Source organism: Kitasatospora sp. NPDC087271 (assembly GCF_044744605.1).
GTDB lineage: Bacteria > Actinomycetota > Actinomycetes > Streptomycetales > Streptomycetaceae > Kitasatospora.
The window spans coordinates 24,219-46,804 of sequence record NZ_JBIUYQ010000042.1 but is presented as its reverse complement, the minus strand read 5'-3'; the positions used below and the strand labels follow the sequence as shown (position 1 = coordinate 46,804).

The 22,586-nt window shown below is 73.0% G+C and carries 21 protein-coding genes; 6 read left to right on the top strand and 15 right to left on the bottom strand.

All coding sequences use genetic code 11. The features are described from left to right. Window positions 1–140: 140 nt before the first annotated feature. From ACIO9K_RS36675 to ACIO9K_RS36665, 3 genes are all read right to left on the bottom strand, one after another. The gene (locus ACIO9K_RS36675) at window positions 141–944 is read right to left on the bottom strand and encodes a DUF3710 domain-containing protein (protein WP_363584459.1); all 804 of its coding nucleotides are present in this window, start codon (window positions 942–944) and stop codon (window positions 141–143) included. A 69-nt stretch (window positions 945–1,013) separates the two neighbouring features. Beyond that, window positions 1,014–1,481: a dUTP diphosphatase gene (dut, locus tag ACIO9K_RS36670; protein WP_363584461.1), complete on the bottom strand. Its 468-nt coding sequence runs from the start codon at window positions 1,479–1,481 to the stop codon at window positions 1,014–1,016. Further along, the gene (locus ACIO9K_RS36665) at window positions 1,478–2,056 is read right to left on the bottom strand and encodes a PaaI family thioesterase (protein ID WP_400336215.1); all 579 of its coding nucleotides are present in this window, start codon (window positions 2,054–2,056) and stop codon (window positions 1,478–1,480) included. The genes dut and ACIO9K_RS36665 overlap by 4 nt, the downstream gene beginning before the upstream one ends. Before the next feature lie 135 nt (window positions 2,057–2,191). Between ACIO9K_RS36665 and ACIO9K_RS36660 the strand changes: the two genes are divergently transcribed. Next, window positions 2,192–2,641: a DUF3093 domain-containing protein gene (locus ACIO9K_RS36660; RefSeq protein WP_350880051.1), complete on the top strand. Its 450-nt coding sequence runs from the start codon at window positions 2,192–2,194 to the stop codon at window positions 2,639–2,641. A 294-nt stretch (window positions 2,642–2,935) separates the two neighbouring features. Here ACIO9K_RS36660 and ACIO9K_RS36655 read toward each other — a convergent pair whose 3' ends face one another. From ACIO9K_RS36655 to ACIO9K_RS36640, 4 genes are all read right to left on the bottom strand, one after another. Next, window positions 2,936–3,235, bottom strand: coding sequence for a DUF4193 domain-containing protein (locus ACIO9K_RS36655; RefSeq protein WP_030057692.1), 300 nt, complete (start codon window positions 3,233–3,235; stop codon window positions 2,936–2,938). 473 nt (window positions 3,236–3,708) lie between these two features. Continuing rightward, window positions 3,709–4,692 (bottom strand): acyl-ACP desaturase, encoded by a 984-nt coding sequence (locus ACIO9K_RS36650; protein WP_363630308.1) that lies wholly within the window; start codon window positions 4,690–4,692, stop codon window positions 3,709–3,711. Window positions 4,693–4,931: 239 nt separating this feature from the next. After that, window positions 4,932–6,215, bottom strand: a complete 1,284-nt coding sequence (locus tag ACIO9K_RS36645; protein ID WP_363630309.1) for a HAMP domain-containing sensor histidine kinase — start codon at window positions 6,213–6,215, stop codon at window positions 4,932–4,934. 123 nt (window positions 6,216–6,338) lie between these two features. Next, window positions 6,339–6,992 (bottom strand): response regulator transcription factor, encoded by a 654-nt coding sequence (locus ACIO9K_RS36640; RefSeq protein WP_188296105.1) that lies wholly within the window; start codon window positions 6,990–6,992, stop codon window positions 6,339–6,341. A gap of 442 nt (window positions 6,993–7,434) precedes the next feature. Between ACIO9K_RS36640 and ACIO9K_RS36635 the strand changes: the two genes are divergently transcribed. Continuing rightward, on the top strand, window positions 7,435–7,620 hold the full coding sequence (locus ACIO9K_RS36635; RefSeq protein WP_030057688.1) for a hypothetical protein: 186 nt from the start codon (window positions 7,435–7,437) through the stop codon (window positions 7,618–7,620). 141 nt (window positions 7,621–7,761) lie between these two features. Here the strand turns inward: ACIO9K_RS36635 and ACIO9K_RS36630 are convergent, their stop codons facing one another. Both ACIO9K_RS36630 and ACIO9K_RS36625 read right to left on the bottom strand, forming a co-directional pair. Beyond that, window positions 7,762–8,580: an inositol monophosphatase family protein gene (locus ACIO9K_RS36630; protein WP_363623268.1), complete on the bottom strand. Its 819-nt coding sequence runs from the start codon at window positions 8,578–8,580 to the stop codon at window positions 7,762–7,764. Window positions 8,581–8,612: 32 nt separating this feature from the next. Next, on the bottom strand, window positions 8,613–9,770 hold the full coding sequence (locus ACIO9K_RS36625) for a ferrochelatase (protein WP_363584469.1): 1,158 nt from the start codon (window positions 9,768–9,770) through the stop codon (window positions 8,613–8,615). A gap of 127 nt (window positions 9,771–9,897) precedes the next feature. Here ACIO9K_RS36625 and ACIO9K_RS36620 point away from each other — a divergent pair, with 127 nt between their 5' ends. Then, a complete protein-coding gene (locus tag ACIO9K_RS36620; RefSeq protein ID WP_363584471.1) occupies window positions 9,898–11,166 on the top strand; it encodes an MFS transporter in 1,269 nt (422 codons plus the stop codon). A gap of 104 nt (window positions 11,167–11,270) precedes the next feature. Beyond that, the gene (locus tag ACIO9K_RS36615; protein ID WP_400336201.1) at window positions 11,271–12,593 is read left to right on the top strand and encodes a D-arabinono-1,4-lactone oxidase; all 1,323 of its coding nucleotides are present in this window, start codon (window positions 11,271–11,273) and stop codon (window positions 12,591–12,593) included. Here ACIO9K_RS36615 and ACIO9K_RS36610 read toward each other — a convergent pair whose 3' ends face one another. Next, window positions 12,594–13,478: a hypothetical protein gene (locus ACIO9K_RS36610; protein ID WP_400336199.1), complete on the bottom strand. Its 885-nt coding sequence runs from the start codon at window positions 13,476–13,478 to the stop codon at window positions 12,594–12,596. A gap of 517 nt (window positions 13,479–13,995) precedes the next feature. Here ACIO9K_RS36610 and sepH point away from each other — a divergent pair. After that, on the top strand, window positions 13,996–15,072 hold the full coding sequence (sepH, locus tag ACIO9K_RS36605) for a septation protein SepH (RefSeq protein WP_400336197.1): 1,077 nt from the start codon (window positions 13,996–13,998) through the stop codon (window positions 15,070–15,072). 90 nt (window positions 15,073–15,162) lie between these two features. Here the strand turns inward: sepH and ACIO9K_RS36600 are convergent, their stop codons facing one another. Further along, window positions 15,163–16,038, bottom strand: a complete 876-nt coding sequence (locus ACIO9K_RS36600) for a sulfurtransferase (protein ID WP_400336195.1) — start codon at window positions 16,036–16,038, stop codon at window positions 15,163–15,165. A gap of 182 nt (window positions 16,039–16,220) precedes the next feature. Here ACIO9K_RS36600 and ACIO9K_RS36595 point away from each other — a divergent pair, with 182 nt between their 5' ends. Then, entirely contained in the window at window positions 16,221–16,961 is a 741-nt protein-coding gene (locus ACIO9K_RS36595) for a VOC family protein (RefSeq protein ID WP_363623256.1), read from the top strand. 18 nt (window positions 16,962–16,979) lie between these two features. On the opposite strand, the gene ACIO9K_RS36590 is transcribed toward ACIO9K_RS36595, so the two are convergent. From ACIO9K_RS36590 to ACIO9K_RS36575, 4 genes are all read right to left on the bottom strand, one after another. Then, the gene (locus ACIO9K_RS36590; protein WP_063349376.1) at window positions 16,980–17,633 is read right to left on the bottom strand and encodes a thymidine kinase; all 654 of its coding nucleotides are present in this window, start codon (window positions 17,631–17,633) and stop codon (window positions 16,980–16,982) included. A 61-nt stretch (window positions 17,634–17,694) separates the two neighbouring features. Continuing rightward, window positions 17,695–18,882: a nucleotide pyrophosphatase/phosphodiesterase family protein gene (locus ACIO9K_RS36585; RefSeq protein ID WP_363623254.1), complete on the bottom strand. Its 1,188-nt coding sequence runs from the start codon at window positions 18,880–18,882 to the stop codon at window positions 17,695–17,697. Window positions 18,883–18,917: 35 nt separating this feature from the next. Next, complete coding sequence (locus ACIO9K_RS36580) at window positions 18,918–19,517, bottom strand: DUF5998 family protein (RefSeq protein WP_063349374.1); 600 nt, start codon at window positions 19,515–19,517, stop codon at window positions 18,918–18,920. 92 nt (window positions 19,518–19,609) lie between these two features. Beyond that, window positions 19,610–22,435: a GNAT family N-acetyltransferase gene (locus ACIO9K_RS36575; protein ID WP_400336213.1), complete on the bottom strand. Its 2,826-nt coding sequence runs from the start codon at window positions 22,433–22,435 to the stop codon at window positions 19,610–19,612. Between the last annotated feature and the right edge of the window lie 151 nt (window positions 22,436–22,586).

Genomic DNA, 22,586 nt, shown 5'->3' with positions numbered 1-22,586 from the left:
TTTCATTCATCGGAATTCGCTTTCCGCTTGCCCCCGCTCTCTCGCGGCGACTCCGGAACTGTACGGGGACAGGACCGCCACATGCAAATCGCCCCCGCCCGGGGTCCCGGGCAGGGGCGATCAGTGCGACGCGGACCAGGTCAGCGGACCTCGGTGATCTCCGGACCGCGGGCGAACGGGTCGAGGGCCGCGCTGCCGAAACGGTTGTCGCCCTCGCCGGCCGCCGCAGCCGTACCGCCGCCGTCGGCGACCATCTGGGCGTCCTCGGGGAGCTTCAGCACGATCGGGTCGCGGGGCGCCATCGGGCTCTCGCCCCGGACGACGACCGTCTGCTGGAAGACCTGTTCCAGGATCCCGGCCATTTCCGGCTGCACGGCGGCCTGGCCCGAGATCACACCCCGCAGGAACCAGCGCGGGCCGTCGCAACCGACGAAGCGCACCAGCTGTACGCCCTGGGTGCCGTCCGGCAGCTGCACCGGGACCTGCGCGCGGAGGTGCCAGCCGAGCGGGCCCTCCTCCTCCTCGATGAGGCCGCCCTGCGCGGTGATGCCGTTGGCGATCTCCTCCCGGACCTCCCCCCAGATGCCCTCCGACTTGGGAGCGGCGAAGGCCTGCAGCTGGATGGCGCTGTTGCCGAGGACGAGGGTCGCGGCGACGATCGCGTCACCGGCGACCTCCACCCGCAGCTCCATGCCCTCGACGCCGGGGACCAGCAGACCCCCGAGGTCCACTCGCCCCTCCTCGGGGTTCTCCAGCTCGGAGTGGTCCCACGGACCGTCCGGCCGCGGGGCCGGCGGCAGGCCGACCTTGTCGGACGGGTCCAGCTCGGTCACGTTCTCGCTCTCGGCGGAACCTTCGACGTCATCGGCCGTCTCGTCGGCGCTGATGGCGTCGTCGGCGAGCTGCTCGACAGCGTCCTCGCTCTTCTGGCGACGACGGAACACGGTCACTGTCCTTCCCGGTCCAAGACCGATGCGAATACCTGCTCGGCTTCCTGCGAGGCCGCGGGAATGCTAGACCGCGGCGTGGCCGCCGGTCGACCCGAACCCGCCCTCGGCACGTGCCGACCCAGGCAGCTCGGCCACCTCGTGGAAGCGGGCCTTCTCGACCTGCTGGATCACCAGCTGGGCGATCCGGTCCCCTCGGCGGAAGCTGACCCCCTCGCGCGGGTCCAGATTGACGACGATCACCTTGATCTCTCCACGGTACCCGGCATCGACCGTCCCCGGGGCGTTCACGAGAGCAACTCCGCAACGAGCTGCCAGCCCGGACCGGGGGTGGACGAAGGCCGCGTAGCCGTCCGGGAGGGCGATCGCGATGCCGGTGGGCAGGACGGCCCGCTCACCGGGGGCCAGCTCGGCGTCCACGGTGGTGCGCAGATCGGCTCCCGCGTCGCCGGGCTGCGCGTAGGCGGGCAGCGGCAACTCGGGGTCGGTGCGCCTGATCAGGACGTCCAGCGGCGGGCGGGGGGTGTTGCTCAAGGGTTCACCTCAAAGGCTCGTACGCGCTTCATCAGATCCGGGTCGTCGAGGACCTTCTCGATGTCCTCGGGACGACCGTGCGTGGTGAAGTGTTCCAGCTTCACCTGGATGAAGAGCGCCTGCGCACGCACCGCGACCGGTCCGTCGGGGCCGCCGATGCGCGCCTCGGCGGCGCTGTAGATCTTGCGGCCGTGGACGCCGGTGACCCAGGCGCGCAGGTGCAGCACCGAGTCGACCGGGACGGGGCAGAGGAAGTCGGTCTCCAGCCGGCCGGTGACGGCGGGGGCGTGCAGCAGCCAGTTGAGCGTGCCGAGGGTCTCGTCCATGGCGGTGGTCAGCACTCCGCCGTGGGCCAGGCCCGGACCGCCCTGGTGGACGTCCCGGACGGCGAACTCGGCGGTGACGTCGAGTCCCTCGCCGGCGACCGCGTCGATCCGCAGCCCGCCGGGGTGTTGCGGTCCGCAGCCGAAGCAGTGCTCGTAGTGGGAGCCGAGCCGGGTGCCGGGGGCGGGCGCCTCGGGGGCGCGCGGCGGCAGTACGGCGTCCGGCGGCGGGGTGGTCGGGGACGGCGGCAGCGCGGGCGCCGGCCGGTCGGCGGGGGCGGTGGGGGTGGTCGAACCGGTCACGGGGCCCCAGCCTACCCAGGGGTAGGCGCGCGGCCGGTGGGGGTGGCGTCCCGCTACCGGCGTCAGGGCGCCCACAATGGGGGCATGTACGACGAACGCCTCACGGTGCCGCGCTCCTGGTGGCTGCTCCCGGTCGCGACCGGGCTCACGCTCGCCCTGATCCTGCTGCGGGTCAGTGGTCTGGCCGCGCTGGTCGGGCTGGTGGTCGGCATCGCCGCCGGCGCGGTCGCGATCAGCAGCTACGGCTCGGTCCGGATCCGCGTGGTGCAGGGCTCGCTGGTGGCCGGGCCGGCCCGGATCCCGGTGGACGCCCTGGGCACCGCGCACCCGCTGAGCCCCGCCGAGGCGGTGGCCTGGCGCGGGCCGAAGGCCAACCCGCGCGCCTTCATGCTGCTGCGCAGCTACGTCCCGACGGCGCTGCGGATCGAGGTGACCGACCCGTCCGACCCGACGCCCTACCTCTACCTGTCGACCCGCTCGCCGATGAAGCTGGCGGAGGCGCTGGAGGAGGCCCGTCGCGGCGCCCGCACCTAGGGCCTGTCCGGCCGACCCTGCCGGGACAGCACCTGGCGGAGGGACCCGCGCACGCCCGGGGCAGCCCCGGAACGCGCACAGGCCCGAAAAAACGGAGAGGGACGGTTCCGCTGATGCGGGACCGTCCCTACGACTTTATGCCGGCCGACGTGCTCATGGCCGACCCCGTCCTCCCGGTGCCGTCCGTCAGGACGGCGACCGGACCTGCCGTCCGGCCCCGCTGCCCGGGGCCGGAAGGGGCGCTGTGCCGGCCCCGCGGAAGCCGCGGGTGCCGGGCCCTGTCCGCCGCGGTGCTCAGGCGCCGCAGTCCCGGCAGATCGGGTTGCCGTTCTTCTCGCTGTACAGCTGACTGCGGTGGTGCACCAGGAAGCAGCTCATGCAGGTGAACTCGTCGGCCTGCTTCGGCAGCACCCGGACCGCGAGCTCCTCGTTCGAGAGGTCCGCGCCCGGGAGCTCCATGCCCTCGGCCGCATCGAACTCGTCGACGTCGACAGAGCCGCCGCCCTTGTCGTTCCGCCGAGCCTTGAGTTCCTCGATGCTGTCTTCGTTGAGCTCGTCGTCGGTCTTGCGTGGGGTGTCGTAGTCCGTTGCCATTGTTCGCTCTCCCCCTCCGGGTTTGTGCGGTGTGTGCGGTATCTCCAGCGCACGTAACGCATGGGGGGTCGGTCTTGTGCCCGACCCGAGGCGGAGATTTTGCCTTACTTCAAGCCCTGTTACTCAATCGACACTCAGCCAGGGGTCCGTTGGGGTGATCCACCAGGCTGCGGGAGGCCTCACGCTGGGCCATCGCCAGCCTCCTCCAGCATCCGCTCAGCGGCCACTCACAGTGAGCACGGGCCGCACTGATGCTCGTCCGTTCCCTTGCCCACCTGGGGTGCCGGCCAATCATCCGGCCGGGTGCGGACCTGAAATCCGGTCACGGACTGCGATCGGCACCCCAGTTCGGGTGATCACTCTCCGAGGTCGGGTGAAGTCACGGAGCGACACGATGTGAGCTTGGTCACGTTCAGAATCTTCCAGGGCAAACCACGGAAAATCCACCCACTTCGGCTGCTCCGTCGAACACCCTAGTCGGTGCTCCGGCGCGCGGCCCGACGGGCCAGGATCGCGGCCTGGCGCTCCTCGAACTTGCGCGCCTGGCCGTCCAGCTCGTCCAGGAAGACGCCGAGCTCGTTCTGCGCCAGCAGGCCCTCCGGGCCGAGGCCGCCGATCTCCATCACGCGCAGGTGGCGCAGCACCGGCTGCAGCACGTCGTCGTGGTGGATGCGCAGGTTGTAGACCCCGCCGAGGGCGATCTGCGCGGCGGCCCGCTCGAAGCCGGGGATGCCGTGGCCGGGCATCCGGAAGTCGGTGACCACGTCGGCCACGGCCCGCATGGCCTGGTCGGGGGCGATCTCCAGGGCGGCCTTCAGCAGGTTCCGGTAGAAGACCATGTGGAGGTTCTCGTCGTTGGCGATCTTCGCCAGCAGTTGGTCGCAGAGCGGGTCGCCGGCGTACTTGCCGGTGTTGCGGTGCGAGATGCGGGTGGCGAGCTCCTGGAAGGCCACGTACGCGACCGACTGCAGCATGCTGTGCGCGTTGTCGGACTCGAAGCCCTCGGACATGTGGCTCATCCGGGCCCGCTCCAGCTCCACCGGGTCGACGGCCCGGGTGGCGAGCAGGAAGTCGCGAATCGCTATCCCGTGCCGGCCCTCCTCGGCGGTCCAGCGGTGCACCCAGGTGCCCCAGGCGCCCTCGCGGCCGAACATGCTGGCGATCTCGTGGTGGTAGCTGGGGAGGTTGTCCTCGGTCAGCAGGTTCACCACCAGCGACACCCGGCCGAGCGGCGTCACCTGGGACTGCTCGACGGCCCAGGCGTCGCCGCCCAGCACGCCGTCGAAGTCACGGCCCTGGCTCCACGGCACGAACTCGTGCGGCATCCACTCCTTGGCCACGGCGAGGTGGCGGTTGAGCTCCTTCTCCACGACCTCTTCGAGGGCCAGGATCAGCCGGGCGTCGGTCCAGCCGGTCGATCCGAGGGAGGCGCTGCTCTGCACAGGGGCGATGGTCACGGTCTTGCTCCTGGGGGACGGCACGCGCGGGACGGGCGCGTTGGGCGGGCACGTCTGCGACGCACTTACGGTTCCGTAGGTTACGACACCGTAAGTTGCCCGGGCGGGAAATGACAAGCCGCCCCCGCCAGGCCTTATGTCGTCTTGACGGGCCTGACGGGGGCGGCGGTGAACGGTCGCTTACGGAGCGCGGCGGCGGGGAGGGCGCGGCGGGCCCGGGAGGGGCCCGGCGGGCGGGGTCAGGGGTTGGGGATCCGGACCCGCATGGTGAGGCCGCCACCGGAGCGCGCAGTGGCCTCGATGGTGCCACCGTGGGCGCGCACCACCGAGCGGACGATGGACAGGCCGAGCCCGACCCCCTTGTCGCTGCGGGTGCGGTCGGCGCCCTTGACCCGGCGGAACGGCTCGAAGATGTGCTCCAGCTCGTAGCCGGGCACCACCGGGCCGGTGTTGGACACCACCAGCTCGCCGCCGCCGGGCACCTCGGCGGTGGCCAGCTCGACCCAGCCGCCGGGGGTGTTGTACCGGACGGCGTTCTGCAGCAGGTTGAGCGCCAGTCGCTCCAGCAGCACGCCGTTGCCCGCGACCACGGCCGGAGCGAGCTTGGAGCGCAGCTCGACCTCGCGCCGGTCCGCCTCGGCCCTGGTCTGCTCCAGGGCTCGGGTGGCCACCTCGGAGAGCTCCACCGGGCGGCGGTCGGTCAGCTCGTTCTCGCTGCGGGCGAGCAGCAGCAGGCCCTCCACCAGCTGTTCGCTGCGCTCGTTGGTGGCCAGCAGGGTCTTGCCGAGCTGCTGGAGGTCGGGCGAGGCGGCCGGGTCGGAGAGCTGGACCTCCAGCAGGGTGCGGTTGATCGCCAGCGGGGTGCGCAGTTCGTGCGAGGCGTTGGCGACGAAGCGGCGCTGGGAGTCGAAGGACCGGTCCAACCGGTCCAACATGTCGTCGAAGGTGTCGGCGAGTTCCTTGAGCTCGTCGTCCGGCCCGTCCAGCTCGATCCGCCGGTGCAGGTCGGAGGAGGCGACGTCGCGGGCGGTGCGGGTGATCCGGCCGAGCGGGCGCAGCACCCGGCCGGCCAGCGCGTAGCCGGCCGCGAAGGCGATCACGGCGAGGCAGACCAGCATCGTGAGCGACTTGCGCAGCAGGGTGTTGAGCGCCGAGTTGGAGCGCAGCAGGTAGTCGCCGGCCTGCTCCTGGTTGAACTGCGCGCTGTTCATCGGGACACCGTTGACCCGCAGGCTGCCGTCGAACTGGAACGTGCGCGGCGCCAGGTTGTTCACGGCGTCCTGGAAGAACACGTACATCAGCAGCAGCAGGACCACGCCGGCCATCAGGAACATGCCGCCGTAGAGCAGGGTGAGCCGCATCCGGATGGTCGGCCGGAAGGGCAGCCAGGCGAGCATGCCGTCGCCGGGTGCGTAGCGTCCGGACTGGGGCGCGCGCGGGGGGTGCTGGGGCTTGGGCGGTACGGCGCGCGGGCCGCCGGCAGGCGCGCCGGAGGGCCCGCCGGCCGGGGGCGGGGTGGTCATGATGGTCCTCTCGGGGCGTCCGCCGGGGCGGGCGCGGGGTGGGGGGAGCCCGACCGGGTCCGGCGAACGGATCCGGTCCGCTCGGATCCGGTCAGGTGGTCCGGCGCGTCCGGTCAGATCCGGTCAGATCCGGTAGCCGGAGCCCGGGACGGTGATGATCACCGGCGGGTCACCGAGCTTGCGGCGCAGCGTCATCACGGTGACGCGCACGACGTTGGTGAACGGGTCGGTGTGCTCGTCCCAGGCCTTCTCCAGCAGCTGCTCGGCGGAGACGACGGCGCCGCCGGCCCGCATCAGCACCTCCAGGACGGCGAACTCCTTGGGGGCGAGCTGGACGGTGCGGCCCTCGCGGATCACCTCGCGGCGGCCCGGGTCGAGCGAGATGCCGGCCCGCTCCAGCACCGGGGGCAGCGGAACGGTCGCGCGGCGGCCCAGCGCCCTTACCCGGGCGACGAGTTCGCTGAAGGCGAACGGCTTCGGAAGGTAGTCGTCCGCGCCGATCTCCAGGCCCTCGACCCGGTCGCTGATGTCGCCGGAGGCGGTCAGCATGATCACCCGGGTGGCCAGGCCCTGTTCGACCACCTTGCGGCAGACGTCGTCGCCGTGGACCAGCGGGAGGTCGCGGTCCAGGACCACGACGTCGTAGTCGTTGACCGCGATGCGCTGGAGCGCGGCCTCCCCGTCGTACACCACGTCGACGGCCATCGCCTCGCGGCGCAGGCCGGTGGCGACAGCCTCGGCGAGCAGCTGCTCGTCCTCGACGACGAGAACCCGCACGATCGTTGTCCCTTCTCCAGGCCGGCCCCGGAAGCGGACGCGCGGCTCCGACGGTGCCCCCATCCTGCCTGGTCCGCCGGTAAAGCAGCGATAAGCTGCCGCTCAGGCACGGAGCGTTGGCAGCGGGTGATGACCGTTCGTGTCGGGACCAGTCCGGTTGGACTGTGACACAGGCAACTTTCTCGGGCCGGAAGGTTTCCCCATCTCCCCGGCGGGGAGGACAGCTTCACACCCGCGATCTGGCTGTTGGCCGATCGCACCCACCCGCCGTGCGTTCATCCGCGCCGGCCCTGGGGCTGGGACGTCACCGGGAGCGGCCGAAGGCCGTCTCCGCGCTCGACCGGAGATTCACGATCTGCCGGACGGGGCGCTGCCGCTGGCCACACCTCCTCGGGGCGGAGAACGTACGACCGTGCACGTCCGACACAGTAAGGGGGCCCGTATGGACGCCTTCAAGGCCGGAATCCTGCAGCGCATAGCCAACGCCGAGCAGGATCTGCACCGCGCGATCGAGGCCGGGGACGAGTTCCTCGCCGAGGTGGAGCAGTCCGAGCTGGACGACCTCCGCCGGCTCGCCGCCGAGCACGGCGTGGACACCGTGCTGGAGCGCCACCGCACCGCCGCCTGATCCACCCGACCTTCCGACCCGACGCCGGACCTCCGGCACCAGCGGCCCTGCGGGGGTCGTGCGAAAATCCCAGGCCCTGGCATCCCCCGTATGCCAGGGCTCTTCGCTGTCCAGGACCGTCCAAGGGCCCAGGGCGTGTCCTCAGTCCGCCCAGGCGCGCAGTGCGGCCAGTCGCTCCTGCAACGGCTGGTACACGCCCGGCGCGGCGGCCACGGTCAGCTCGCCGTCCGGGCCGTGCCCGGGACGGCCGCCGACCAGGGCCCCGGCCTCGGCGGCGATCAGGCAGCCGGCCGCGCGGTCCCAGGGGGCGAGGCCGCGCTCGTAGTAGCCGTCCAGCCGCCCGGCGGCGACGTCGCACAGGTCCACCGCGGCGGCCCCGCCCCGGCGGATGTCCCGCACCTCGGGCATCAGGGACAGCAGCACCTCGGCCTGTCGGGTCCGCACCGACTGGACGTAGTTGAAGCCGGTGCCGATCAGCGCCTGGCCCCACGGCGGGGCCGGGCGGGTGGAGAGCGGCCGGCCGTCGAGCCGGGCGCCGCGCCCGAGGACGGCGTGGAACAGCTCGCCGCGGGCCGGCGCGAACACCACGCCGACGACCGCCCGGCCGTCCAGCTCGGCGGCCACGCTGACCGCCCAGGAGGGCAGCCCGTACAGGTAGTTGACCGTGCCGTCGAGCGGGTCGACGACCCAGCGCACCCCGCTGGTGCCGGGCCGCTCGGCGCCCTCCTCGCCGAGGTAGCCGTCCTCGGGGCGGCGCTCGGTGATCAGTTCCAGGACGAGTTTCTCGGAGGCGAGGTCCATCTCGGTCACCACGTCGACCGGGCTGCTCTTGGTGCCGGCCACGCCGAGGTCGGCGGGCCGGCCGTCACGCAGCAGGGCGCCGGCCTGCCGGGCCGCGTCCAGGGCGACCTCCAGCAGGTCGTCGAGGAGCCGGTCGTCGGGCAGGGCGGGAGTGGGCACGGGTCTCTCCTCCGGGAAAGCGGGACGGACGGTCAGCGCTCGGCGGCGGCCGGGCGGGGGGCTCGCGGGTTGGGGCAGCAGGCCACGGCGCACACGTCGTGGCTGGGGCCGAGCGCGCCGAGGGCGCAGCGGTTCACCGGCTCGCCGCGCTCGGCGGCGGCCCGTTCCAGGACCAGTTCGCGCACCGCGGCGGTGAACCGCGGGTCGGCGCCGACGGTGGCGGCGCGGGCCACCGGCAGGCCGAGTTCGGCGGCCTTGGCGACGGCCTCGGTGTCGAGGTCGTACTTGACCTCCATGTGGTCGGAGACGAAGCCGATCGGGACCATCACCACGGCGGGCGCGCCGTCGGCGTGCTGGGCCTCCAGGTGGTCGCAGATGTCCGGTTCCAGCCACGGCGTGTGCGGGGCGCCGCTGCGGCTCTGGAACACCAGCTCCCAGGGCCGGTCCGCGACGCCGGTGCGTTCGGCGACGGCCCCGGCGATCAGCCGGGCGACGTCCAGGTGCTGGGCGACGTACGCGCCGCCGGGGCGGCCGCGGGCCGGGTCGTCCGGGGCACCGGAGGTCTCGGCCATGGTGTCCGGGATGGAGTGGGTGGTGAACGCCAGCCGGGCGCCGGCCCGGACGTCCTCGGGCAGCCGCGCCAGGGCTGCCAGGGTGGCGTCGATCATCGGCTGGACGAAGCCGGGGTGGTTGTAGAAGTGCCGCAACTTGTCGACCCGCAGCTCGGGCAGGCCCTCGGCGGCGAGGGCGGCCAGCGCGTCGGCCAGGTTCTCCCGGTACTGGCGGCAGCCCGAGAAGCCGGCGTAGGCGCTGGTGGCGAGGACGGCGACGCGGCGGTGGCCGTCGGCGGCCAGTTCGCGCAGAGTGTCCACCAGGTAGGGCGCCCAGTTCCGGTTGCCCCAGTAGACCGGCAGGTCCAGGCCGTGCTCGGCGAAGTCCTTGCGCAGCGCGGCGAGCAGTTCGCGGTTCTGCTCGTTGATCGGGCTGACCCCGCCGAACAGGAAGTAGTGCTTGCCGACCTCCTTCAGCCGCTCCTTGGGGATGCCGCGGCCCCGGGTCACGTTCTCCAGGAACGGGACGACGTCCTCGGGGGCCTCGGGCCCGCCGAAGGAGAGCAGCAGCAGGGCGTCGTACGGCTGCGGCGCTGCCGGGGCGGCGCCGGACGGTGAGGGTTTGCGCGCGTCGGACATGGCACCGATCCTGCCATTGAGGGGCCGGAGACCCCCGTCGGGGCTGCGAGGGTGTCCGGAAAATACTGTTTGCCAAGGTACGTAAGCTGTGTTGACCAGCCTCGTTCCTTACCCCCGCGGAGCTCCCGTGCTGTCCAGCTACCGCCAGATATTCGCCTCCCCCGGCAGTCTGGCCTTCTCCACCACCGGCTTCGTCTCCCGGCTGCCGATCTCCATGACCGGCATCGGCATCGTGACCATGCTCTCCCAGCTCAGAGGCTCCTACGGGGTGGCGGGCCTGGTGTCGGCGACCCTGGCGATCTCCGCCGCGCTGCTCGGCCCGCAGGTCTCCCGGCTGGTGGACCGGCACGGGCAGCGCCGAATAATCGTCCCGGCCATGGCGCTCACCATCGTCGCCGTGGTCGGCCTGCTGCTGTGCGCCCGGTTCAAGGCGCCGGACTGGACGCTCTTCGTCTTCGCGGCCGGGATGGGCGTCATGCCGAGCACCGGCGCGATGGTCCGCGCCCGCTGGGCCCACCTGTACCGCGACGACGCCCCCAAGCTGCACACCGCGTACTCCTTCGAGGCCGTCGTCGACGAGGTCTGCTTCATCGTCGGCCCGATCCTCTCGATCGGCCTGGCCACCTCCGTCTTCCCCGAGGCCGGCGTCCTGCTCGCCGGGGTCTTCCTCGCCGTCGGCGTCCTGCTGTTCGCCGGGCAGCGCGCCACCGAACCGCCGGTCCACCCGGGCGCCCGGCACGTCGGCGGCTCGGTGATCCTCAACCGCGGCCTCCAGGTGCTGATCCTCACTTTCGTCGCCACCGGCGCGATCTTCGGCTCCGTCGAGGTCGTCACCGTCGCCTACTCCGAGACCCAGGGGCACAAGTCCATCGCCAGCGTGATCCTCGCGCTGTGGGCGCTCGGCTCCTGCCTGGCCGGCGTGGTCTTCGGCACCCTCAAGCTCACCGGCTCGATGGCCGGCCGCTTCTTCGCCGGTGTCCTGTTCATGGCGCTCAGCATGGCGCCACTGCTGCTGGTCGCCGAGTCGGTGCACGGAGTCGGCGGCCTGATCGCGGTCGGCGGCGCGCTGCTGATCGCGGGCATCGCCATCTCCCCCACCCTGATCACCGCGATGGCCCTGGTCGAACGGCTCGTCCCGGCCGCCCAGCTGACCGAGGGCATGACCTGGACGACCACCGGGCTCGCCCTCGGCGTCGCCGTCGGCTCCTCCGCCGGCGGCTGGGTGGTGGACGCCGCCGGCTCCGCCGCGGGCTACTGGGTGCCGCTGACCGCCGGGGTCTTCGGCGTGGTCACCGCGCTCGCCGGGCTCGGCCGCCTGCGCGCCGGGCTCGCCTCCGAGCAGACCGCCGACGAGCCCGCCGAAGCAGCCGAACAGACCGTAGACCTCGAACGGTGAACTGACTAATCTCTCCCTACCCGCGGGCCTACCCGTGGGTAGGGCGGCCCCCACCGCCCCGGACCGCGCCGACCCCGGTCGGCCACGGAGCAGGAGGCGGCGCCATGCCCCAGGCCAGTACCGCGACCCCCACCCGGTGGACCAACTGGGCCGGGAACCAGAGCGCCCGGCCCACCCGGGCCGCCACCCCCGGCACCGCGGAGGAACTGGCCAAGGAGATCCTGCGCGCCGCCGAACAGGGCCGCACCGTCAAGGCCGTCGGCTCCGGCCACTCCTTCACCTCGATCGCCTCCGCCGGCGACGGCGTCCTGCTCCGCCCGCACGCGCTCACCGCCGTCCGCGAGATCGACCGTGAGGCCGGCACCATCACCGTCGAGTCCGGCCTCCCGCTCGCCCGGCTCAACCGGATCCTCGCCGCCGAGGGCCTCTCCCTCACCAACATGGGCGACATCGAGGTGCAGACCGTGGCCGGCGCCACCAGCACCGGCACCCACGGCACCGGCCGCGACTCCGGCTCGCTCGCCGCCCAGATCCGCGCCCTGGAGATCGTCCTCGCCGACGGCAGCGTCCGGCGCTGCTCCCCCACCGAGCACCCCCGGCTCTTCCAGGGCGCCCGGCTCGGCCTCGGCGCCCTCGGCGTGATCACCGCGCTGACCTTCGCCGTCGAACCGGCCTTCCTGCTCACCGCGCACGAACAGCCGATGGCCTTCGACGAGGTGCTGGAACGGCTGGACGACCTCACCGCGGTCAACGAGCACTTCGAGTTCTACTGGTTCCCGCACACCGACCGCTGCGCCACCAAGCGCAACAACCGCAGCCAGGGCCCGGCCGCCCCGCTGCCCCGGTTCAAGGAGTGGCTGGAGGACGACTTCCTCTCCAACACCGTCTGGGAGGGCGCCTGCCGGGTCGGCCGGCGCTTCCCCGCCAGCATCCCCGCCATCGCCTCGCTGGCCAGCCGCGCCTGGTCCGACCGCAGCTACACCGACACGGCGCACCGGGTGTTCACCAGCCCGCGCAAGGTGCGCTTCGTGGAGATGGAGTACGCGGTGCCGCGCGCGGCCGTCGCCGGAGTGCTGCGCGAGCTGAAGGCCCTGGTCGAGCGCTCCGACTGGAAGGTCGGCTTCCCGGTGGAGGTGCGCTTCGCCCCCGCCGACGACCTCTGGTTCTCCACCGCCTCCGGCCGGGACAGCGCCTACATCGCCGTCCACCTCTACCGGGGCACCGCCGACCAGGGCTACTTCACCGGCGTCGAGCAGCTGATGTGCGCCCACCAGGGCCGCCCGCACTGGGGCAAGCTGCACACCCGGGACGCCGAGTACCTGTCCGGCGCCTACCCGCACTTCGGCGACTTCACCGCCCTGCGCGACGAGGTCGACCCGCAGCGCGTGTTCGGCAACGACTACCTGCGCCGGGTCCTCGGCGCCTGATCACGGGGTGGCGCCCTGGGTCGGCGCCGCGGGCTGCGGCGGGGCCACGGAGGCGGGGGCGTTGCTCGGCACCGGCGGCTGCGGGCTCGCCCCGCCGGAGGTGCCGGAGGGCTTCCCGCCGTCCGCGGTCGGTGACGAACCGGCCGACGGCGTCATGCTCGGGCCCGCCGAGGGCGAGGCCGTACCTCCGCCGTGCTCACCGGCCCCACCGCTCGGGCCCGCGCTCGGGCCGGTGCTCGGCTCCCGGCTCGGCCGCGTCGTCGGCGGGGCCGAGGCACCGCCGGACGGCGAGGGCTCCGAGCCTCGCCCGCCGCCGGTGGAGGGCCGCTCCGTCGGCGGCGTCTCCCGCGGGGTGGAGGACTTCGGGCTCACCGCGCCGCCGAAGGAGGTGCCGTTGCCCGACTCGCCCTTCACCGTCGCCGACACCGGCTGCCCGGTGGCCAGTTCGAACGCCAGGATCGGCGTCATCGCCACCACGAACACCAGCCCCGACACCGCCGCGTAGGTCTTCCAGGTCCACCGCCGACGCGCCCGGACCACCTGCGGCTCGTTCCACTCCGAGGAGATCGCCGACGGCGCCGGCTCCACCGGACGCTCCGGCACCTGGCGCAGCCCGTTCGCGGCGTGGCCGGGCCCCCGCTCCACCACCGCCTCGCGCAGCTGCTCGCCGGTGCGCCGGAAGACGTGCTGGAACACCGCGCCGCCGGTGGTGGCCCCGACACTGACCACCGCCGCACCCAGGATCGTTCCGTACACGCCGAGTTCGGAGGCGAGCAGCGCCCCCACCACCGTGGCCAGCGCACTCGCAGCGACCTGAGCCACGCTCAGATCGATCCGCTTGCGCTCCTTCTTGCCGCCCTCCTCGGCGGGGCTCCGCTCCGGCATCAACATCCCTCGGTCCGTACGACTGTTCCTCGAACAAGTCACTCCATCTTGCCCAAAGAAGGACACAAGGGACGAAAATGCGGTTCTCCGGCCCCGATATATGTGAAGATGATCACCGTTCACCCGCCGGTGGTCCGCCGTTGGGGGCATGCGCTCTTGAGATTCCCGTGAATCGCGGGAGACTTGAGCGGCGAGCCGCCCCTTCGGATGCCACGAATGGAGTACTGTTCGTAAAGCCTGAGCCTTGGGTCGACTTGTCGACTGCGCCCACACCGGCAGCTTGACGAAGAGCCACGGAACAGGCACGCACGGCGACGCCCGTCCCGGACCGTCGCGAACACTCCGCGTGCGAGGACGGCCGGGGCACCCAGGCGCGACGTCGACGGATGGCGTGGCAAAAAGGCAACCGTGCCACAGCGGCGTGACCGGGCGTACGCCCGACACGCCGGGGAACTCAGCAAGGTTGTGGCCAGTCGCGAGCGGGCAGGCCACACTCAGTACGGGAGCAGCGACGCAGGTGACGTCGGCAGGCACCACCCGGGAGGTAACCGTGCCCGAACTGCGGGTTGTGGCCGTCAGCAACGACGGCACACGGCTGGTGCTCAAGGCTGCCGACAGCACGGAGTACACCCTTCCCATCGACGAGCGGCTGCGCGCCGCCATCCGTGGGGATCGTCCGCGCCTCGGCCAGATCGAGATCGAGGTCGAGAGCCATCTGCGGCCCCGGGACATCCAGGCCCGGATACGAGCCGGTGCCTCCGCCGAGGAGGTCGCCCAGGCCGCCGGCATCTCCGTCGACCGGGTCCGCCGCTTCGAGGGTCCGGTCCTCGCCGAGCGCGCCTTCATGGCCGAACGCGCCCGAAAGACCGCCATCCGCCGCAACGGCGAATCCACCGGGCCCCAGCTCGGCGAGGCCGTCGCCGAGCGGCTCGCGCTGCGCGGCGCCGAGAAGGACACCGAACGCTGGGACTCCTGGCGGCGCGACGACGGCACCTGGGAGGTCATCCTCGCCTACCGTGCCGACGACGAGGGCCGCAGCGCCTCCTGGACGTACGACCCGCCCCGGCGCCTGGTCCAGCCCAACGACGACGAGGCCCGCGCGCTGATCGGCGAGAACGTCGAGCGCGAGGAGGACTCGGTCTTCCCGTTCATCCCGCGGATCGCCCGGCTCCCCCAGGACCGGCCGCCCCGCCCGATGATCGACCGGCCCTCCGCCGACCGCATCATGTCCGCCCGCGAAGTCCGCGATTCCCGCGAGGCCACCGCCGAGTCCAGGGACTCCCTGACCAGCCTGCTCGACGTGGTCCCCGCCTTCCGCGGCGACCTCGCCGTCGGCCCCGCCCCGATCGAACCGGTGCCCGCAGAGGTCGCCGAGGAGAACGAGGAGGCTGCCGCGGCCGCCGCACCGGCGGTCGGCGCGGGCTCGGCCTACGCCGACATCCTGATGCCGCGGGCCGTCGCCCCGCACCGCGAACGACTGGTCGGCACCACCGACCGCCAGGCCGAGGCGGACGGCGTCCGGCCCGGCCGCCGGGCCACCGTGCCCAGCTGGGACGAGATCGTCTTCGGCAGCCGGCGCAAGAAGCAGGAGTAGCAGAAGCAGAGTGATACGGGGCGCCGGCTGAGCCGGCGCCCCGTATCACTTTGTGCGCGTCAGGAAATCCTGTCTCAGACCGCCCCCGGCTCAGCCTGGCTGGTCGGTCACCGCCACCGGGCGGGCCTCGTCGCTCGACCACTCGCTCCACGACCCCGGGTACAGCGTGGCCGGCAGGCCCGCCACCTCCAGCGCCAGGATCTGGTGCGCCGCCGTCACCCCCGATCCGCAGTACACCGCCGTCTCCCGCTCACCCGCGCCCAGCGCGCGGAACCGCTCCGCCAGTTCCGCGGCCGACCTGAACCGCCCGTCGGCCGCCACGTTCTCGGCCGTCGGCGCCGACACCGCACCCGGGATGTGCCCGGCGCGCGGGTCCACCGGCTCGCTCTCGCCCCGGTAGCGGTCCCCCGCCCGGGCGTCCAGCAGCAGCGCACCGCGCGCCCAGGCCGCCGCACCGTCCGCGTCCACCACGGGCAACTGCCCCGGGACCGGCTTGAAATGACCCTCCGCCGGCACCGGGACCTCCGCCGTCACCGGCAGTCCGGCCGCCGACCAGGCCGCGTACCCGCCGTCCAGCACCCGGACGTCCCGGTGCCCGGCCCAGCGCAGCAGCCACCAGGCGCGGGCCGCCGCCAGCGAGGCCGCGCCGTCGTACACCACCACCGGGCGGTCGGAGTCCACCCCCAGGCGGCGCATCGCCGCGCCGAACTCCTCCGGGTCCGGCAGCGGGTGGCGGCCGCCCCGGCCTGGGGCGCCCGGCGGGGCCGCGAGGTCCCGGTCCAGGTCGACGAAGCGGGCGCCGGGCAGGTGCCCGGCCCGGTACTCCTCGACGGCGGTCGGGCCGGACTGCGCGGCACCGACCAGCCGGTAGCGCACGTCCAACAGCACCGGCGGGAGCGCGGAGGCGAGCGCCTGCGCCAGCCCGGCCGCGGAGATCAGCGGGGAACCGTCGTTGTAGGTGGTCATGGCGGCCATTGTCGCGCAGCGCCGCCACCCCGCCGCTCTTTGTGCGGTCTTTGCCGGAATTTCCGCGCGGCCCGAGGGTTCGACGCGCGCCAGAGTGGAAGCATCACCCTCGCGCGCGAGGATTTCCGTGCGCCAACCACCCGTTGCGCCAACCACCCATGAGGGGGCCCGCATTGCCTGCGGTGGAACTCCGACTGGCCCAGGGCACCCCCTGCTGGGTCAGTCTGCTGACCGACGACCTGGCCGGCGCCCGCGCGTTCTACGCCGACCTGCTCGGCTGGACCTACACCCCGGGCCCCGGCCAGCTCGGCGCCTACGTCCGCGCCGAACTCGACGGGGCGCCGGTCGCCGGCCTCGGCGTCTCCACCGCCACCGGCTTCCCGGTGCAGTGGACCAGCTACTTCGCCGTCGACGACGCCGACCACACCGCCCAACTGGTGCGCGCCTGCGGCGGAACCGTGGCCGTCGGGCCGCTCCAGGCCGAACGCGCCGGGCGGATGGCCATCGCCGCCGACGTCTCCGGCGCCGTCTTCGGCCTCTGGCAGGGCGAGGAGCACACCGGCCGGGAGACCGGACCCGAACCCGGCGGACCGGCCTGGACCGAACTGCTCACCCCCGACACCGACGGCGCCGTCGCCTTCTACACCGCGGTACTCGACCGCCCCGTCCGGCACGCCGACGACGAGTCCACGCTACTCGTGCACGGGCGACCGGTCGCCGGCATCCGGCACCGCGCCGAACTGCGCGGCCATCCGCCCCGCTGGCGGGTCCACTTCGCCGTCCGCGACGCCGACGCCACCGCCCGGCACGCCGTCGGACTCGGCGGCCGCGTCCTGGTCGAACCGCACGACACCGCCCGCGGCCGCGCCGCCCGGCTGTCCGACCCGCAGGGCGGGCACTTCTCGGTGCTGGAACTCCGTTAGCGCGCCCGGCAGCAGGACTCAGACCTGCTGCTCGAAGGGCAGCACGTCCGGAGAGAGCACCGAGGCCCGGGCCGTCGCGGCGGTCAGCCGGCGGCGGTGGTGCCGGCGGCAGAGCACCTCGTACCCGACCTCGTCCTCGTTCACCGAGATGTCGCCGACCACCACCTGGGCGCCCTCGACCACCATCACCCCGCCCACCGTCCGGGCGTTGTGCGTCGCCCGCGCACCGCACCAGCACAGCGCCTCGACCTGGAGCACCTCCACCCGGTCCGCCAGCTCGATCAGCCGCTGGGAGCCGGGGAACAGCCGGGTGCGGAAATCCGTGGTGATCCCGAACGTGTAGGCGTCGATGTCGAGTTCGTCCACCACCCGGGCCAACTGGTCGACCTGCTCGGCGGCGAAGAACTGCGCCTCGTCGCAGATCAGGTAGTCCACCCGGCCGCCCGCCGAGAGCCGGTGCACCACGTACGCGTGGAAGTCGAAGTCGTCCGTCACCTCGACCGCGTCCGCCCGCAGGCCCAGCCGGCTGGAGATGGTCGCCGCACCGGCGCGGTCGTGGCGGGTCAGGATGAGGCCCTGCCGGCCGCGGGCGGAGTGGTTGTGGTCCATCTGCAGCGCCAGCGTCGACTTGCCGCAGTCCATCGTGCCCGAGAAGAACACCAGTTCAGCCATGGGTGGAGCAAAGGCCTTTCACATCAGGGGAGTTCGGGCACAGAAGAGTCAAGGACCCGGCTCAGCCGCGAACTTCGAGCAGCGGCACGAACTGCTCGACCGGGGTCATCGAACCGTGCAGACCGATCATCGCGGACTCGCCCGGCTCGTTGCGGGAGGCCGTGATCGCGATGTCGTCCCGCGCCGCGGCCACCACGTCGCCGATCCGCCCGTACACCCGCTCGTCCACGGCCGGACCGAACCAGCCCGCCGCGATCGCCTGGTCCCGGGTGGCCACCCACATCCGGTCACCCAGCACCTCGCTCCAGACCGCGAACACGTCGGCCGCCGCACCGGGCACCGCGTACACGTGCCGGGCCCGGCCCTCGCCGCCCAGCAGGGCCACGCCGGCGCCCAGCTCCCAGTCCTCGTCGAAGTCGATCCGGTCCTCCGGCGCGATGTCGATCATGCCGTGGTCAGCGGTCACGTACATCGCCGAACGCGGCGGCAGCCGCTCGGCCAGCCGGCGGGCCAGCCGGTCCACCGCGTCCAGGGTCATCCGCCACTCGTCCGAGTCCACCCCGAAGCGGTGGCCCGCACCGTCCAGCTCGCTGACGTACGTGTAGACCAGCGCCCGGTCGTGCTCGGCCAGCCAGGAGGCCGCCAGGTCCATCCGCTCCTCGCCCGTGGTCCGGCCCAGGAAGGTGCCGCCGGACAGCGCCACCCTGGTCAGCGGCGTCTGCGAGAACAGCGGGGAGGACACCTGCGCGGTCGCCACCCCGGCGGCGTCCGTCCGCTCGAAGACCGTCGGGTACGGCTGCCAGACGTGCGGGTCGGTGTGCGGCTGCCAGCGCAGCTGGTTCATCAGATAACCGGCGCCCGGCACCGCGACCGTGTACCCGGCCAGGCCGTGCAGCCCCGGCGGCGTGCCGGTGCCGACCGAGGCCAGCGAAGTCGCCGTGGTCGACGGGAAACCAGCGGTCAGCGGGCGGCCCGAACCACCCATCGAACTCCCGGCCAGCGAGGACAGGAACGGCGCGTACTCCGGGTGCCGCAGCAGCAGCTCCCAGCCCAGGCCGTCCACCAGGAACACCACCACCCGGTCCGCCGGAGCGATCGGCAGGGTCGCGGTGAAGCCCGGGACGCCCAGGCCCGCCGCCACCGAGGGCAACAGGTCGCAGAGCGAACCACTGCCGTACGGGGGCGCGGGAGCCGCGGCCGGGTCGAGGATCTCGAAGGCGTCGAAGCCGCCGGAGGGTGCGAAGGACATGAAACCGGATTCGTAGCAGTCGAAGGCGGCGGCGCTCAGACCCGCGGGCCGTTGCTGATCGTCGCGTCGGAGAGGGCGCGGGCGAACACCAGCGCCTGGGCCACCGTCTCCGGGCCGTCACCGGCCTCGCTCACCCGCAGTGAGAGATCGTCAGCCGTCGCCGAACCGGTGTAGCCGTGGTCAGCCTCGCAGTTCGGGTCCGAACAGCCCGCGGGCTCCAGGTCCAGCCGTTGCACCGCACCCCAGCCGATCGTCAGCACCACCTCGCGCGGCAGCGTCCCCGGCGTGTACGTCTCCGGGTTCGCGACCATCCGGCTCAGCACGACCGAGCCGATCCGGTCCAGCCGGACACTCTCCGTCGACGTCGTCGCGAACGGCACCGCCGGGCTGCCCGCGTCCCCCGACTGCTCATCGGTGTGGCTCACCACGAACCGCGTCGGAGTCAGCACCAGCACCGTCACGTGCCGACGCACCTCGTTGGCGTCGAAGGTCGTCTCCTGGTGCACCAGGTAGGAGCTGATCGGCTCCGGGCCCACCGCGGCCTCGACCGCCTCGGACACCAGGGCCGGGTAGTAACCGCTGCGCTCGATCGCCGAGCGCAGGTCCTGAGTGCTGGTGGTACCGGTCTTCGCCATAACTCCATCCTGGCATGGTCCGCCGACGAAGCGGGCGGCACGGCGCCGAGCTTCGGACAACAGCGCCCACAGGCAGGCGCAACCAAGGAAGGTTACAGGGTGCTCATCGCGCGCGGGCCCAGATCGCTGCGGACGGGCAGCGGCGCGATCCGCACCCGCGCCCCCAGGATCGCCAGCCCGTACGGGGCCACGACCACCGGTTCGAGATCCACCGAGGCGATCTCCGGCACGTCGTCCACCAACTGCGACACCCGCAGCAGCAACTCCTCCAGCGCGTCGGTGTCCACCGCCTCCGCGCCCCGCCAACCGAACAGCAGGGGCGCCGCGCGCACCTCCCGGACCAGCCCGGCCACCTCCTGGTCGGTCGCCGGGACCAACCGGTGCGCCACATCGCCCAGCAGCTCGGCGGGCGCCCCGGCCAGGCCGAACGACAGGATCGCGCCGACCGCCGGATCCACCGTGGCACCGATCACGGTGTCCACCCCGCGCGGCGCCATCCGCTGCACCACCAGCTCCGCCTGCGCCGCACCGCCCAGCAGCGCGTCCAGCTCGCGGTGCGCCCGGCGCAGCCCGGGCTCGCCGGTCAGATCCAGCCGCACGCTGCCCAGGTCCGGGCGGTGGCGCAGATGCGGGGCGGTGGCCTTCAACGCCACCGGGTAGCCGAGCGTCGCCGCGGCCCGCACGGCCGCGTCCTCGTCCGGGGCCGGCAGCGCGGGGAATACGTCGATGCCGTAGCGGGCCAGCAGCTCGCGGGCCCCGGCGTCCGGCAGGGTGATCCGGGCGCCGCCCGGCTGCGTCCGCGCGGCAATCGCCGTCCGGGTGCTCAACGCCGCCTCGACCAGCGCGCGGGCGCCCGGCTCGTCGATCCGGTCCAGCTCGGGCACCCGGGCCGTCTCCTCCGCCTCGGCCGTCCGGCGCCGCCACTGCGCGTAGTGCACCGCGTGCGCCAGCGCCCGCACCGCCCGCTCCGGCGCCGCGAACGCCGGCACGCCCCCCGGGCGCAGCCGGACCGGCAGATCAGTCAACGCCAGATGGGCGAGCACCAGCGGCTTGCCCAACTCCCTTGCCCTTCGGCTGGCTTCGAGCAGTGCGCCGGCGATCTCCGGATCGTCCGAACCCATCTCCGGATCGTCCGGGCCGGTCAGCCGGCCGCCCATGAAGGCGTGCGCGAACGTGCCGATCGGCGGGATCGCCACCGCGATCACCGCGTCCACCGCCGGATCGGCCAGCGCCACGTCCAGCGCGATCCGGAAGTTCTCGCCCGTCGCGGCCGTGGTCAGGTCCACCGGGGTGCGCGGCCGCAGGCCCGCGCTCAGGCAGGCGTCGTAGGTCAGCAGGCCCAGCGAGTCCGAGTTGCCGACCACCGCGACCCGGTCCCCCGGCGGCAGCGGCTGCAGGGCCAGCAGCTCCCCGGTGTCGTACAGCTCGGTGATCGTCTCCACCCTGATCACGCCCGCCTGCTCGAACAGCGCGTCCACCGTCGCGTCGCGCAGCCCCGTCGCGGTCGCCGGCACCGCGTGGCCCGGCGGCAGGCTGCCGGTGTGCCGGGCGCCCTTCACCACCACGACCGGCTTCACCGCGGCCAGCCGGCGCGCGATCCGGGTGAACTTGCGCGGGTTGCCGAAGGACTCCAGGTAGAGCAGCACCACCTCGGTGGCCTCGTCCTCCGCCCAGTACTGCAGGAAGTCGTTCCCGGAGACGTCCGACCGGTTGCCCACCGAGGCGAAGGAGGACACCCCCAGGCCCCTGCGGTGCGCCGACTCCAGCAGGGCCACCCCGATCGCACCGGACTGGCAGAAGATCCCGAACCCGCCCCGGCCCGGCAGCTGCGGAGCCAGCGAGGCGTTCAACGGGCGGTCCGGATCGGTGTTGATCAGGCCGAAGGCGTTCGGGCCGATCACCCGCATCCCCGCCGCCCGCGCCTGGCGCACCAGCGCGCGCTGGCGGTCCCGGCCCTCCGGACCGGTCTCCGCGTACCCGGCGGTCACCACCACCAGGCCCTGCACCCCGTGCGCACCGCACTCGGCGACCGCCGCCGGGACGGCCCCCTCCGGGACGGCGATCACCGCGAGATCCACCGGCCCCGGAATGTCCAGAACCGAACGGTGCACCGGGACGCCGTCCAGCTCGGTGCCCGGCGGGGCGTTGCGGTTCACCGCGTACACCGGGCGCGTGTCGTCGGCACTGCCCAGCAGGTCCCGCAGGATCGCCCGGCCCACCGTCTGCGGGTTGCGCGACACCCCGATCACCGCCACCGACCGCGGGGTCAGCAGCCGCTGCACCGACTTCGCCTCCGCCCGGTGTTCGCGCGCCCGCATCACCGCCAGCGAACGATCCGTCTGCTCAAGATCGAACTCCAGGTGCACCACACCGTCGGTGAAACTGCGGCGCTGCGTGTAGCCGGCATCGGTGAAGACCTTCACCATCTTCCGGTTCTCCGGCAGCACCTCCGCCTGGAACCGGCGGATCCCGCGCTCCTGAGCCACCGCCGCGATGTGCTCCAGCAGCGCCGACGCCACCCCGCGGCCCTGATGGGCGTCCTGCACCAGGAACGCCACCTCGGCGTCCGTCCCGGCCTCGGACGGACGGCCCTGCGCGTCGATCCGGTCGTAGCGGACGGTCGCGATGAAACGGTCCCGGACCACCACCGCCAGCGCCACCCGGTCCACGAAGTCGTGGTGGGTGAAACGGCGGACGTCCTTCTCCGACAACCGGGGGTAGGGGGCGAAGAAACGGAAGTACTTGGACTGGTCCGACACCTGTGCGTAGAACTCCACCAGACGCTCCGCGTCCTCCGGCGTGATCGGCCGGATGCGGGCCGTGCCGCCGTCCCGCAGCAGGATGTCGGCCTCCCAGTGCTGGGGGTAATCCGGTCCGGATTCCCGCCGGTCACCGGGGTCCTGCTCGGGCTGCGCCACTGCGGAGTCGTCCACATTCGTCAGGTTATCCGGCAGTGAGCCGAATGGCGCCGGGTGCACACTGGCTGCAGGGTGGGCAGGGCCGCCGGCCGGGCCTTATGCCCCGAAAAGAAACAATCACAAGTCCCGAACGCAGCGGCTCGCAGGGACC

Excerpts from the sequence above, each read along its gene's own strand:
- ACIO9K_RS36585 (WP_363623254.1), bottom strand. The coding sequence starts at position 18,882 with ATGTCCTTCGCACCCTCCGGCGGCTTCGACGCCTTCGAGATCCTCGAC.
- ACIO9K_RS36600 (WP_400336195.1), bottom strand. The coding sequence starts at position 16,038 with ATGACCACCTACAACGACGGTTCCCCGCTGATCTCCGCGGCCGGGCTG.
- ACIO9K_RS36645 (WP_363630309.1), bottom strand. The coding sequence starts at position 6,215 with ATGACCACCCCGCCCCCGGCCGGCGGGCCCTCCGGCGCGCCTGCCGGC.
- ACIO9K_RS36660 (WP_350880051.1), top strand. The coding sequence starts at position 2,192 with ATGTACGACGAACGCCTCACGGTGCCGCGCTCCTGGTGGCTGCTCCCG.
- ACIO9K_RS36610 (WP_400336199.1), bottom strand. The coding sequence starts at position 13,478 with ATGCCGGAGCGGAGCCCCGCCGAGGAGGGCGGCAAGAAGGAGCGCAAG.
- ACIO9K_RS36580 (WP_063349374.1), bottom strand. The coding sequence starts at position 19,517 with ATGGCGAAGACCGGTACCACCAGCACTCAGGACCTGCGCTCGGCGATC.
- ACIO9K_RS36635 (WP_030057688.1), top strand. The coding sequence starts at position 7,435 with ATGGACGCCTTCAAGGCCGGAATCCTGCAGCGCATAGCCAACGCCGAG.
- ACIO9K_RS36590 (WP_063349376.1), bottom strand. The coding sequence starts at position 17,633 with ATGGCTGAACTGGTGTTCTTCTCGGGCACGATGGACTGCGGCAAGTCG.
- ACIO9K_RS36655 (WP_030057692.1), bottom strand. The coding sequence starts at position 3,235 with ATGGCAACGGACTACGACACCCCACGCAAGACCGACGACGAGCTCAAC.
- ACIO9K_RS36615 (WP_400336201.1), top strand. The coding sequence starts at position 11,271 with ATGCCCCAGGCCAGTACCGCGACCCCCACCCGGTGGACCAACTGGGCC.
- ACIO9K_RS36625 (WP_363584469.1), bottom strand. The coding sequence starts at position 9,770 with ATGTCCGACGCGCGCAAACCCTCACCGTCCGGCGCCGCCCCGGCAGCG.